This is a genomic window from Streptomyces sp. NPDC002156, from assembly GCF_053593675.1.
Genome location: NZ_JBSFDA010000230.1, coordinates 1 through 13,134, shown reverse-complemented (window position 1 = coordinate 13,134; position 13,134 = coordinate 1). Strand labels below are relative to the sequence as shown.

Here is a 13,134-nt window from a genome sequence, read left to right as displayed (position 1 = left end):
GGCGAAACGCCCGGGGCCGGCCTCGCGCTGCACCGGGTCCCATTAGCCCACCGACACCGCACTCCAGGCCGCGCCCACCGCCGCGTACTCCGTGCTGCCCGCCCCGTACAGATCCCGCGCCGCGTTCAGCGTCGCCGTGCGGGCGCCCGCGTAGTTCGTCGAGGACGTCATGTACGTCGTCAGCGCCTTGTACCAGATCGCGCCCAGCTTGGCCCGGCCGATGCCGGTGACCGAACTGCCGTTGCAGGTAGGGGAGTTGTAGCTGACGCCGTTCAGTGTCTTCGCGCCGCTGCCCTCCGCCAGCAGGTACGCGAAGTGGTTCGCGACGCCCGAGGAGTAGTGGACGTCGAGGTTCCCGACGCTGGAACTCCAGCAGTTGACCGAGTTCCCGTCCTTCGACGGCTCGTCCATGTACCGCAGGGCCGAGCGGCCGAAGCCCGACTTCACGATCTTCTCGCCGATCAAGTAGTCCCCGAGATCGGTGGAGTTGGCCGCGTTGAACTCCACCAGAGTGCCGAAGATGTCCGACGTCGCCTCGTTCAGTCCGCCCGGCTCGCCCGAGTACGTCAGGTCCGCCGTCGCGGACGTGACACCGTGCGTCATCTCGTGGCCGGCCACGTCCAGCGAGACCAGCGGACCGAACGTCGTACCGTCACCGTCGCCGTACGTCATGCAGAAGCAAGTGTCGTCCCAGAACGCGTTGTTGTAGCTGCTGCCGTAGTGCACACGGTTGAACGAGCCGACCCCGTCGCCCTTGATGCCGCTGCGCCCGAACGTGTCCTTGTAGTAGTCCCACGTCTCGTCGGTGCCGTACTGCGCGTCCACCGCCGCCGAGGCCCGGTCCGCCGTCGTCCCCGTGCCCCAGTGGTTGTCCGCGTCCGTGAAGAGCGTCGCGGGCGCGCGGATGATGCAGATCCCGAGAATGCACAGGTCGGTGCCGTTCTCGGCGTCGCCCGTGTACGTGTTGCCGCGCGTCGCGTCCTTCAGCTGGTACGTCGATCCGGAGACCGTCGTCTCCAACGGGACCGTGCCGCCGTACAGGGACTGCCCGTCACCCGTCGCCGTCTCGATGCTGTCCCAGGCGTCGATCTGGGCGCCGGTCGTCGCGTCGGTCACCACGGTCCGGGCGACCGGGTTGCCGGCCGAGTCCTGCGCCACCGCGTTCGTCCGCCAGGCGAGCTTCGGGGCGCCGTGCAGGGCATCAACTACCAGCTCCTGCTTGGTCGTTATCTTCTTCAGCAGCTCGCCCACGTTCACCGCGCGCAGCGCCGCCGTCGCCAGGTCGGCCGCCCTCGGGGCCGACACCGCCGGGCGGATCGTGGACAGGGATATCGGGCGGGTCGTGGCGCGGCTCGCCCCTCGGTAGGTGCCCTCGGGGGTCAGATGGATCACGAAGTCACCGCCCAGGACCGGGAGCTGACGGTACGTCCGGTCGTAGCGGACGTGCTGGCTGCCGTCCTTGTCGACGATGACGTCCCGAACTGTCGTGCCCTGTACGGAAGTCAGGCCCAGGTGAGCGGCCTGGTCCACGAGTGCGGTGACCGCGTTCCTGATCGCGGTGTCCCGGGTCGGTCTGTCGGCCGCGCCGGCGGTGGGGGAGAGCGCGGCGGCCAGGAGGGCGGTGGTGGTGGCGGCCACGCCGGCCGCGGCGAGACGGGAGGTCATCGATCTCCGACGAGAGGTCATCGGTCTCCTTTGTGTGGGGACGAAGGCGGCGGTGATCGCTCAGGTTTAAGGGGCCATGACATGTCGTGTCCAGACTGCGTACGCCTTCACCTCGACTTATGGCGAGAATCGTTTCCCCATCCACACGAACGCCGTCCACACGAACGCCGTCCACACGAACGCCGTCCCCACGAATGAGAGACCGACCGGTGAGACTCCCCTTCTTCGTCTACGGCACCCTCCGGCCCGGCGAGCACAACCACGACCACTTCCTGCGCGGCCGTACGCAGTCGGAGCGTCCGGGGCGGCTGGCGGACGCGGCGCTGTACGACGGGCCCGGTTACCCGTACGCCGTGCCGGAACCCGGCGGGGTCGTGCACGGGGAAGTGGTCACCGCGCTGCCGGAGGCGTACGACGAACTGCTCGCCGTGCTCGACGAGTTGGAGGAGTGCGTGCCGGGCGACCCGCGCAGCCTGTACGAGCGGGTGACCCGCCCGGTGACACTCGACGCCGACGGCACCGTCGTACGCGCCTGGGTGTACGTCGCCGCACCCGCCGTGGCCACCCGGCTGCGGGCGCACGGCAGACGTATCGAGGGCGGAGACTGGCACGCGCGCCGCTGAAGCCGAAGGGCAGAAGGCAACGGGGCTGGTCCGTGTGGGCGACCGCCCTGTGCGCCAGCCCGGCCCGCGCACCGGCCGCACCTACCCTCCGCCCATGAACGACAGTGACATCACCGGCAGGACCGACCTCAGCCGACGGCGTGCCCTCGCGATCACCGGCGTGACCGCCGGGGCGGGACTGGGCCTCGCGCTCACCTCGTGCTCCTCGGACTCCGACTCGGACACCTCCGCGGCCGCCGCCTCCCCGACGCCCTCCGCGTCCGCGGCCGCCGTCCCGGGCGACGTCTGCGTGCTCAACTCCAGTGTCACGGAGGGGCCTTACTACATCGAGGGCCAGCTCTTCCGGAAGGACATCACGGAGGGCAAGAAGGGCGTACCGCTCACGGTGAAGCTGACGGTTCGTGACCAGACCGAGGACTGCGGTCCGGTGGTGGGCGCGGCCGTCGAGATCTGGCACTGCGACGCCTGGGGCTACTACTCCGGGTACACCACCACCAGCCCGGGCGGCACCTCGGTGCCCTCCGAGAGCGAGGACACCAGCGGCGCGAACGACAAGACCTTCCTGCGCGGCTTCCAGACCACGAACGCCGACGGGATCGTCGAGTTCACGACGATCTACCCCGGCTGGTACACCCCGCGCACCACGCACATCCACGTCAAGGTGCACACCGGTGGCAAGAAGGCGGACAACACCTACGAGGGCGGCAAGGTCAACTGGACCGGCCAGCTCTTCTTCGAGGACAAGTACGGCGACGAGGTCTACAAGGTCACGCCGTACAGCCAACACGTCGGTACCTTCACCAAGTTGGACGACGACATGGTCTACGGCGGAGGCGGCGCCAAGGACGGTCTGATGACTCTCACCGGTGACATCTCCAAGGGTTTCACCGGCACCCTCACCGTCGGCATCGACCCCGACAAGGAGAACACCGGCGCGGGCACGGGCAACTGACAACCCTTGTCAACAAGATTCAGCTGTCGCGTTCCTCACAAGGAACATCATCGGATCGGAGTATTAGCTTTCAAATAATTTCGGTAATGATTGGGCCATGAGTGACCGGAAAGCAATTCCCCCCGCCGGTTCCAGACAACCCCTACAAAGTGCCAAGTTCCAACTGCCCCTACTTTCCGACCTGGTGAGCCTGGTCCGGGCCCCGGCCGCGCTCAGCGTCCCCGGTGACATCCTGGCGGGCGCGACCGCGGCGGGCCGTCCCCTCGGCCCCCGGACAGCCGGCGCGATGGCCTCCTCCGTCTGCCTCTACTGGGCCGGCATGGCCCTCAACGACTACGCCGACGCCGCCGTCGACGCGGTCGAACGGCCCGCCCGTCCGGTGCCCTCCGGCCGGGTGCCGCGCCGCACCGCGCTGGCCGTCGCCACCGGTCTGACCGGCGCCGGCCTCGGCCTCGCGGCGGTGTCGGGCGGCCGGCGCGGACTCGCCGTCGCGCTCCCGCTGACGGCGCTGATATGGGCGTACGACCTGAAACTGAAGTCGACTCCGGCCGGCCCGGCGGCGATGGCGGGCGCCCGTGCGCTCGATGTGCTGGCGGGTGCGGTGGCGGGCGGCGGCAGCCCTCCGTCGCACGGCTCCCGTGGTGGCGGCACGGGTGGCGCGCTCGCTCGCGGCGCCCTTCCCGCCCTGCTCACCGGGGTGCACACGTACACGATCACCGCCCTCAGCCGCCATGAGATCTCCGGTGCGCCGGCGCGGCTGCCCGCCACGACCCTGGCCGTGTCCTCGGCCACGGCGCTGTCGACGGTGCTGCCCTCCGTACTCCCGGCGCTGCTGCCGCCCCGGCGCCCGCTGCCCCGCGAGACGGTGACCCGGACAGCCGTCGCCTCCGCGGGAGTTCTCGCCTACCTGGGGACGTACGGCAGGGCCCAGGCGCAGGCCGTACGCGATCCGGGCGCGAGTTCCGTACGGCGTGCCGTGGGGGCGGGCATCCTCGCCATGGTCCCCCTGCAGGCGGCGCTCACGGCGCGCGCCGGAGCGCCCGTCGCCGCCGCACTCCTGGGTGCCCTGCACCCGGTGGCGCAGCGCCTGGCGAGACGGGTGTCCCCGACATGAGTCCTGGCGTGAGTCCCGACATGAGAAATGTGACGAAGGGCGGGTCATGGGCCTGAGATTCGGCTACGGCACCAACGGATTCACCCACCACCGTCTCTCCGACGTCCTCGGCATCCTCGCCGACCTGGGCTACGACGGCGTCGCCCTCACCCTCGACCACAACCACCTCGACCTGTACGCCGACGACCTGGACCGCCAAGTCACCTGTGTACAAGGGCAGTTGGCGCGGCTCGGGCTGACGGTCACCGTCGAGACCGGGGCGCCCTACTTCCTCGACCCCTGGGGCAAGCACCAGCCGACCCTGATGTCCGGCGAACCGGACCGCCGGGTCGACCTGCTGCGACGTGCTGTCCGTGTCGCCGCCGAACTGGGCTCGCCCACCGTCCAGTTGTGCAGCGGACCGGCCCCGGACGACATTCCGGAGATGGAGGCGTGGCGGCGGCTGGCCGCAGGCGTCGGGGCGGCGCTGGAGACGGCGGAGGCGTACGGGGTCGCGCTGGCCTTCGAACCCGAGCCGCACATGTTCGTCGACACCGTCGCGAAGTGTCTCAGGCTGCGTGAACTGACCGGCGGACACGAGCTGTTGGGCGTAACGCTGGACATCGGACACGCGCACTGCGTGGAGGAGCCGTCGCTGCTCGACTGCGTCGACCTGGCCGCGCCGCACCTGCTGAACGTCCAGATCGAGGACATGGTGCGCGGTGTCCACCGGCATCTGGAGTTCGGCGCGGGCGAGATCGACTTCCCGTCGGTACTGGCGGCGCTGACCGACCTCGGACACCGCGGTCTGGTGTCCGTCGAGATCCAGGGCGGTGCTCTGGACGCCCCCGACATCGCCCGTAACTCCCTGGAGTTCCTGCGCCGGGCCGAATCCCGGAGCCTGCTCGCCTCCTGAGCGCCTGCTCTTTCGCAATTCATTCACGAGTATTTTGCTAACTCTTTTGCTCTGACATTCCCTTGACCCCCCTTTCTTTCTCTTCTCCCACTCCCATTCTGGAACGCCGTCATGCCCCTTTCCGGCCCAGCCCCCCATTCCCCCCTTCCCCTCACCCCCGAAGCCCGCGCCTGGCTCGACACCGCCCTGGCCGAAATCGCCGCCGCCCCCACTGCCATCCGCACCCTCTTCCCCGCCGTCCGCCGCCGCTGCGGACGCGCCCCGCTGCCCGACGGCCGGACCGTCGACGAAGCCGTCCGCGCCCTCCTCCTGACCGCGCTGCCCCTGCGCGACCAGGCCCTCACCGACGAGGTGGGGGCGCTCCACCGCTACGGCGACCCCGCCGAACAACGCGCCGTCCTACGGGCGTTGCCCCAACTCGACGGCGACGGCACCGGCCGGTTCCTGGACCTCGTACGGCAGACCCTGCGCGGCAACGACAACACGCTGATCGAGGCCGCCCTCGGCCCCTACGCGGCAGCCCACCTCCCGGCGGACGAATACCGCCAGGCCGTCCTGAAGTGCGTCTTCTGCGAGATCCCGCTCGCCCGCGTGGCCGGCCTCGACGACCGCGCCGACGCCGAACTCGCCCGCATGCTCGGCGACTTCGCCCGCGAACGGACGGCGGCCGGACGCCCCGTACCCGAGGACATCACCCCCCTCGTACGCCCCTTCACCAGCAGCGGAACCACCACCAGCGGAACAACGACCAGCGCGACCACCACCCACGGAACCGAGTGACCATGCGCATCTTCGACCCCCACATCCACATGACCTCCCGCACCACCGACGACTACGAGGCCATGTACGCGGCCGGAGTCCGGGCCGTCGTCGAGCCCGCCTTCTGGCTCGGCCAGCCCCGCACCTCGCCCGACACCTTCTACGACTACTTCGACTCGCTGCTCGGCTGGGAGCCGTACCGGGCCGCCCAGTTCGGCATCCAGCACTTCTGCACGATCGCCCTCAACCCGAAGGAGGCGAACGACCCGCGCTGCCTCCCCGTCCTCGACGAGCTGCCCCGGTACCTCGCCAAGGACCGGGTCGTCGCCGTCGGTGAGATCGGCTACGACTCGATGACCAAGGAGGAGGACGAGGTCCTCGCCCGCCAGCTCCAACTCGCCGTCGAGCACGGCCTGCCCGCCCTCGTCCACACCCCGCACCGCGACAAGGCGGCCGGCACGCGCCGGACCCTGGACGTCGTACGGGAGTCGGGCATCGCCCCCGAACTCGTCGTCCTGGACCACCTGAACGAGCTGACGGTCGGCATGGTCCTCGACAGCGGCTGCTGGGCCGGCTTCTCCGTCTACCCGAAGACGAAGATGAGCGAGGACCGGATGGTCCGCATACTCCGGGAGCACGGCCTCGACCGTGTCATGGTCAACTCGGCGGCCGACTGGGGCAGTTCGGACCCCCTGAAGACACGCAAGACCGGTATAGCGATGCTCGCCGACGGCTTCTCCGCCGACGACGTCGACCGCGTCCTGTGGCGCAACCCCGTCGCCTTCTACGGCCAGAGCGGGCGCCTCGACCTGGACGAGCCGAAGCCCGACGACACCTCGTCGTTCGAGGGCAACTCCATCCGGCGCGGGGGAGAGTGAACCGCCCGTGCGCTTCCGCCACCCCGACGGCACCCCCGTCCACCTCGCGTACTGCAGCAACGTCCACCAGGCCGAGGACCTCGCGGGAGTCGTCGCCCAGCTCGCCGCCTACGCCGAACCCGTACGGGAGCGGCTCGGCGTGGGCCGACTCGGCATCGGCCTCTGGCTGGCCCGCACGGCTGTCACCGAACTGGCGGCCGACGAAGGGGCGTTGAGGACTCTCCGGTCCGAACTGGCGGTGCGTGGCCTGGAGACGGTCACCCTCAACGCCTTCCCCTACGAGGGGTTCCACCGCGAGGTCGTCAAGAAGGACGTCTACCTCCCCGACTGGGCCGACCCGGCCCGCCTCGCCTACACCCTCGACTGCGCCCGCGTCCTCGCCGCCCTCCTCCCCGACGACGCCCGACGCGGCAGCGTCTCCACCCTCCCGCTGGCCTGGCGCACCCCGTGGGAGGACGAGCGCGCGGACGGGGCTCGCCGCGCCCTGGACCAACTCGCCACAGGACTCAGGGAGTTGGAGTCGGAGACCGGCCGCCGTATCCGGGTCGGCTTCGAACCGGAGCCAGGGTGCGTCGTGGAGACCACCACCCAGGCGGTACGGGAGTTCGCCGACGTCGACCGCGACTATCTGGGCGTCTGCCTGGACGCCTGCCATCTCGCCGTCCAGTTCGAGGAACCCGGGGACGCCCTCGGGCGGCTCGCCGAGGCCGGACTGCCGGTCGTCAAGCTCCAGGCGTCCTGCGCGGTCGAGGCCCCCGACCCGACCGACCCGCAGGCCATCGCCGCCCTGCGTGAACTGGCCGAACGACGGTTCCTGCACCAGACCCGAACGGTCGCCGAGGGCACGGTGGTCGGCGTCGACGACCTGCCGGACGCCCTGGACGGCGACGGCCTGCCGGCGACCGGCTCCTCCACCCCATGGCGCACCCACTTCCACGCCCCGCTGCACGCCGAGCCCGCGCCGCCTCTCCGGACAACCACCGGCGCGCTCACGGGCACCCTCGCTGGACTCCTGGGCGGCCCGACGGCGACCTGCGACCACATCGAGGTCGAGACCTACACCTGGACCGTCCTGCCCGACCCGCCCACCGACCTCGCCGCCGGCATCGCCGCCGAACTCGCCTGGGCCCGCGACCGGTTGACCGGCCTGGGCCTCAAAGAGGACCCCTCATGACATCCGCGACACCTGTGACACCCGTGACCGAGACCCCGAACACGAACCGACTCGTCGTCCTGGACATCGTCGGCCTCACCCCCGCCCTCCTCCACCACATGCCCGCCGTGGCGTCCATCGCCGACCGAGGCTTCAAAGCCCCCCTGGGCACGACACTCCCCGCGGTCACCTGCACCGCCCAGTCCACCTTCCTCACCGGTGAACTCCCGTCCACCCATGGCGCGGTGGCCAACGGCTGGTACTTCCGCGACGTCGGTGACGTCCTGCTCTGGCGGCAGCACAACGCCCTCGTCGGCGGCGAGAAGATCTGGGACGCGGCCCGAAAGCAGGTGCCCGGCTACAAGGTTGCCAACATCTGCTGGTGGTACGCCATGGGCGCCGACGTCGACTGGACGGTGACCCCGCGCCCGGTCTACTACTCCGACGGCCGCAAGGAACCCGACTGCTACACCTGGCCGCCGTCCCTGCACGACGAACTCACCGAACGCCTGGGCCCGTTCCCCCTGTTCACCTACTGGGGTCCCAACGCAGGCATGCCCTCCACCCAGTGGATCCTGGGCGCCGCCCGCCAGGTCTTCGACGAGCACGACCCCGACCTGACCCTGGTCTACATCCCGCAGATGGACTACGAACCCCAGCGCTCCGGCCCCCAGTCCGAGGCGTCGATCCGCGCCGCCCGCCAACTCGACGACGCCCTGCGCCCGTTGATCGACCACTTCCTCGCCGCCGGTGCCACGGTGGTGGCGCTCAGCGAGTACGGCATCACCCCGGTCTCCCGCCCCGTGGACATCAACAGGGCCTTGCGCAGTGCCGGGTTGCTGGAGGTGTACACCCAGGACGGCATGGAGTACCTCGACCCCTGGACCTCCCGAGCCTTCGCCGTCGCCGACCACCAGGTGGCGCACGTGTACGTACGGAACCCGGACGACGTACGCGAAGTCGCCAAGCTGCTGGGTGAACTCGAAGGCGTGGACCAGGTGTTGGGCCCGGTCGGCAAGGTGACCCACGGCCTGGACCACGAGCGTTCCGGAGAGCTGGTCGTGGTGGCGGACGCCGACGCCTGGTTCACGTACTACTACTGGCTGGACGACGACCGGGCCCCCGACTTCGCCCGCCAGGTCGAGATCCACCGCAAGCCCGGCTACGACCCCGCCGAACTCCTGTGGGACAACACGGTCCCCAACGTGAAACTACGCGCGGCAGGCCAACTGGCCCGCAAAAAACTGGGCTTCCGCTATCGCCTGCAAACGGTCCCCCTGGACCCGGCAGGCGTCCGAGGCAGCCACGGCCGCCTCCCGACCGACCCCGACCACGGCCCCGTACTGCTGTGCTCGACACCGGACCACAGCACCGAAACGATCGCGGCGACGGACGTCAAGGCCCTACTACTGAAGCTGGCGGGCCTGTCGCCGACGCCAGCCACTGCGGCCGATGCCGCAGCCGCTGCTCCCGGCACAGCCACCGGCCAAGCCGCGCCCACCGCCGATGCCACGCCCACCGGCACTGCCGCAGCGCCCGCCGATGCCGCAGCCACGGATCAAGCCGCAGCCCCCGACCACGCCGCAGCCCCCAATCCCGCCGCAGCCCCCCACCCCGCCGGAGACACCGACCATGTCTGAGACGACGCTTCCCACCCTGCCCATGCGGCGCACCTCCCTGCTCGACCCGCCCGCCGAATACGCCGTGTTGCGCGAGCAGAGCCCGATCAGCCGGATCGCTCTCTGGGGCGGCAACACGCCCTGGCTGGTGACCCGGCACGAGGATGCTCGTGCCGTTCTGGCCGACGCACGCTTCAGCTCGTCGAACCGGCGGGAAGGGTTCCCCGGCCTCCAGCCGACCCCGCCGCCTCCCACCCCCGGCCAGCTCTTCGCCATGGACCCGCCCGACCACACCCGGCTGCGCCGGATGCTGATCCCCGACTTCACCTTCCGTCGTGCCGAGGAACTGCGCCCGTCCATCCAGCAGTTGACCGACCGGCTCATCGACGACCTGGTGGCCAAGGGGCCCGACGTCGATCTGGTGGAGCAGTTCACTCTCCCTCTGCCACTGCTCGTCATCTGTGAACTCCTCGGAGTCCCGTACACGGACCGGGAGTTCATCCATCGGCACGCCGCCGCGTTCGCCACCGTGACCGACGGACCCGAGGCGATGCGGGCGGGCTGGGGCGCACTCTTCGGGTACCTCATGGAACTGCTCGCCGCCAAGACCGCCGACCCCGGCGACGACCTGCTCAGCCGGCTCGCGACCGAGCGTGTGGCCACCGGCGAGGCAACTGCCGCCGAGGCGGCCGGACTTGCCGTGATGCTGCTCATCGCGGGTCATGAGACGACGGCGAGCATGCTGTCCCTCGGAGTGGTCACGTTGCTGTCCCACCCCGCCCAACTGGCCGCGCTGCGCGCCGATCCGGAGCTGGTGCCGGGTGCGGTCGAGGAACTCCTGCGCTATCTCACGGTCGTTCACATCGGGATACGCCGCATCGCCACGGAGGACGCCGAGATCGGTGGCGTCACGGTACGCGCCGGGGAAGGCGTCGTCATCGCGCTCAACGCCGCCAACCGGGACCCCGACACCTTCGCCGACCCGGACACCTTCGACATCACCAGGGACACCCAGCACCACCTGACATTCAGCCACGGCCTGCACAACTGCCTCGGCCAGTCCCTCGCCCGCGCCGAACTCCAGATCGCCCTGCCCACCCTGTTCCGCCGCCTCCCGGACCTGCGCCTGACGGCCCCGGCCGAGATGAACGCCCACGAGGGGCGCGCGGTCCACGGCGTACGCACGCTGCCGGTCACCTGGTAGCAGCAGTAACCCGGGCCGCCGTCAGCTTCCTACGGCAACCTCCAGCCGTACCGCGCACGCCTTGAACTCCGGCATCCGGGAGACCGGGTCGAGAGCCGGATTGGTCAGCGTGTTGGCCCGGCCCTCGCCCGGCCAGTGGAAGGGCATGAAGACGGTGTCGGGGCGGATCGCGGTCGTGATCCGCGCCGGCGCCACCGCCCGCCCGCGCCGTGACACGACGGTGATGGCGTCCCCCTCCGCGGCACCGAGCCGCGCGGCCAGCCGGGGGTGCAGCTCCACGAACGGCCCGGGCGCGGCGGCGTTCAGCTCGTCGACACGCCGCGTCTGGGCACCGGACTGGTACTGCGCCACGACCCGCCCGGTGGTCAGCAGCACCGGGTACTCGGCGTCCGGCTCCTCGGCGATCGGCCGGTAGGTGACGGGCACGAACCGGGCCCGCCCGTCCTCGGTCGCGAACCGGTCGAGGAAGAGCCGGGGCGAGCCGGGATGCACCGAGGCCGAAGGCTGGTCGTCGGCGTCCCCCGCGTCAGTGGCGGGTGCGGGGCACGGCCAGAAGACGCCGTTCTCCTCGGCGAGCCGCTGGTACGTGATCCCCGAGTAGTCGGCGATCCCGCCCGCGCTGGCCCGGCGCAACTCCTCGAAGACCTCCTCGGGTTCGACCGGGAACCCCTTCTCCACCCCCGCCCGGGCGGCAAGCTGATGCAGGACATACAGATCGCTCCGCACACCCTCCGGGGGAGTGACGGCCTGCCGACGCAGCAGTACCCGCCCCTCCAGATTGGTGGTCGTACCGCTCTCCTCAGCCCACTGCGTGACCGGCAGGACGACATCGGCGAGCGCGGCCGTCTCGGACAGCACGACATCCGCGACGGCGAGGAAGTCCAGTGATTCCAGGCGCTGTTGGATGTGCGCGGCCCGGGGCGCGGACACCACCGGGTTGGACCCCATCAGCAGCAGCGAGCGGATGCTGGTGCCGAGCGAGTCGAGAAGTTCGTACGCGCTCAGCCCGGGCCCCGGCAACGAGTCCGGGTCGACGCCCCACACGCCGGCCACATGGCGTCGCGCGTCGGGGTCGGTCAGCTTGCGGTAGCCGGGCAACTGGTCGGCCTTCTGCCCGTGTTCACGCCCGCCCTGCCCGTTGCCCTGCCCGGTCAGACACCCGTATCCGGAGTACGGCCGCCCCGAACGCCCGGTGGCCAGGCACAGGTTGATCCACGCCCCGACCGTGTCCGTCCCCTTGGACTGCTGCTCGGGCCCACGCGCCGTGAGCACCATGGCGGTGTCAGGCTCGCAGAACATCCGTACGGCGTCCCGGAGTTGGGGCACGGGCACGCCGGTGATCCGCTCCACGTACTCGGGCCAGTGGGCCATCGCCGCCGCCCGGGTCTCCTCCCACCCGCTGGTCCGTTCCTCGATGAACGCCTCGTCGGTACGCCCCTGCGCCACGACCAGGTGCAACAGGCCCAGGGCGAGGGCGAGATCGGTGCCGGGACGCGGCGCGAGATGCAGATCGGCCTGCTCGGCGGTACGGGTCCGACGCGGATCGATGACGATCAACGTCCCCCCGTTCTCCTTGAGTTCGGTGAAGTAGCGGAGGGCGGGAGGCATGGTCTCGGCGAGATTCGACCCGACGAGGATGACGCACCCGGTCTTGGGGATGTCCTCCATGGGGAAGGGCAGCCCCCGGTCGAGCCCAAATGCCTTGTTCCCGGCCGCAGCAGCGGACGACATACAGAAGCGCCCGTTGTAGTCGATCTGGGAGGTCCCGAGTACAACCCGGGCGAACTTCCCGAGGGCGTAAGCCTTTTCATTCGTCAGCCCGCCCCCGCCGAAGACACCGCACGCGTCCGGGCCATGCTCCGTACGCGTGCGGGTCAGTCCCTCGGCGACGCGGTCCAGCGCCTCTTCCCAGGTCGCGGGTACGAGGACGCCGTCCCGCCGGACGAGCGGCTCGGTCAGCCGCAGTGACGGTGACAGCAGGGCTGGGGCGGTGCGCCCCTTCCCGCACAGTGCGCCACGATTGACGGGGAAGTCGACGCGCTCGGAGACCGTGACGCCCCCGCCTGCTGCCGGCGTGAGGTTCATACCGCACTGCAGGGCGCAGTACGGGCAGTGCGTGGGCGTCACGGAGGTCTCCATACCGCCAGCGTGCGACGCCCGTGTTACACCTCGGAACGCCCCCCGTTACACGGCAGGCACGGGGACCTCCCGGGGGGAGGACGCGGCCGGTGAGGTTTCCTTCGCCCCCGCCGCCCCTACCCGTTCTCATCCT

Annotated in this window: 11 protein-coding genes; 9 read left to right on the top strand and 2 right to left on the bottom strand. The window is 70.5% G+C overall.

Annotated elements, in window-relative coordinates; translation table 11 throughout:
• Positions 1 to 42: 42 nt before the first annotated feature.
• On the bottom strand, positions 43 to 1,686 hold the full coding sequence (locus ACWCRB_RS45365) for a M4 family metallopeptidase (protein ID WP_451001662.1): 1,644 nt from the start codon (positions 1,684 to 1,686) through the stop codon (positions 43 to 45).
• A 188-nt stretch (positions 1,687 to 1,874) separates the two neighbouring features.
• Here ACWCRB_RS45365 and ACWCRB_RS45360 point away from each other — a divergent pair, with 188 nt between their 5' ends.
• The 9 genes from ACWCRB_RS45360 to ACWCRB_RS45320 all read left to right on the top strand — a co-directional run bounded on the left by ACWCRB_RS45360 (position 1,875) and on the right by ACWCRB_RS45320 (position 10,862).
• Positions 1,875 to 2,288, top strand: coding sequence for a gamma-glutamylcyclotransferase family protein (locus ACWCRB_RS45360; protein WP_451001661.1), 414 nt, complete (start codon positions 1,875 to 1,877; stop codon positions 2,286 to 2,288).
• 94 nt (positions 2,289 to 2,382) lie between these two features.
• The gene (locus ACWCRB_RS45355; RefSeq protein WP_451001660.1) at positions 2,383 to 3,240 is read left to right on the top strand and encodes an intradiol ring-cleavage dioxygenase; all 858 of its coding nucleotides are present in this window, start codon (positions 2,383 to 2,385) and stop codon (positions 3,238 to 3,240) included.
• Positions 3,241 to 3,424: 184 nt separating this feature from the next.
• Positions 3,425 to 4,354: an SCO3242 family prenyltransferase gene (locus ACWCRB_RS45350; RefSeq protein WP_451001659.1), complete on the top strand. Its 930-nt coding sequence runs from the start codon at positions 3,425 to 3,427 to the stop codon at positions 4,352 to 4,354.
• A gap of 46 nt (positions 4,355 to 4,400) precedes the next feature.
• Entirely contained in the window at positions 4,401 to 5,249 is an 849-nt protein-coding gene (locus tag ACWCRB_RS45345; RefSeq protein ID WP_451001658.1) for a sugar phosphate isomerase/epimerase family protein, read from the top strand.
• Between the two features lie 111 nt (positions 5,250 to 5,360).
• Positions 5,361 to 6,029 (top strand): EboA domain-containing protein, encoded by a 669-nt coding sequence (locus tag ACWCRB_RS45340; RefSeq protein WP_451001657.1) that lies wholly within the window; start codon positions 5,361 to 5,363, stop codon positions 6,027 to 6,029.
• 2 nt (positions 6,030 to 6,031) lie between these two features.
• Positions 6,032 to 6,886, top strand: a complete 855-nt coding sequence (locus ACWCRB_RS45335; RefSeq protein ID WP_369034116.1) for a TatD family hydrolase — start codon at positions 6,032 to 6,034, stop codon at positions 6,884 to 6,886.
• 7 nt (positions 6,887 to 6,893) lie between these two features.
• Entirely contained in the window at positions 6,894 to 8,060 is a 1,167-nt protein-coding gene (eboE, locus tag ACWCRB_RS45330) for a metabolite traffic protein EboE (protein ID WP_451001656.1), read from the top strand.
• Complete coding sequence (locus tag ACWCRB_RS45325) at positions 8,057 to 9,679, top strand: alkaline phosphatase family protein (protein WP_451001655.1); 1,623 nt, start codon at positions 8,057 to 8,059, stop codon at positions 9,677 to 9,679. Before eboE ends, ACWCRB_RS45325 begins: the two co-directional genes overlap by 4 nt.
• Positions 9,672 to 10,862 carry a cytochrome P450 gene (locus ACWCRB_RS45320; protein WP_451001654.1) on the top strand — a complete coding sequence of 397 codons (1,191 nt, stop codon included), beginning with the start codon at positions 9,672 to 9,674 and terminating at the stop codon, positions 10,860 to 10,862. Before ACWCRB_RS45325 ends, ACWCRB_RS45320 begins: the two co-directional genes overlap by 8 nt.
• A 21-nt stretch (positions 10,863 to 10,883) precedes the next feature.
• On the opposite strand, the gene ACWCRB_RS45315 is transcribed toward ACWCRB_RS45320, so the two are convergent.
• A complete protein-coding gene (locus ACWCRB_RS45315; RefSeq protein WP_451001653.1) occupies positions 10,884 to 13,001 on the bottom strand; it encodes a molybdopterin oxidoreductase family protein in 2,118 nt (705 codons plus the stop codon).
• Between the last annotated feature and the right edge of the window lie 133 nt (positions 13,002 to 13,134).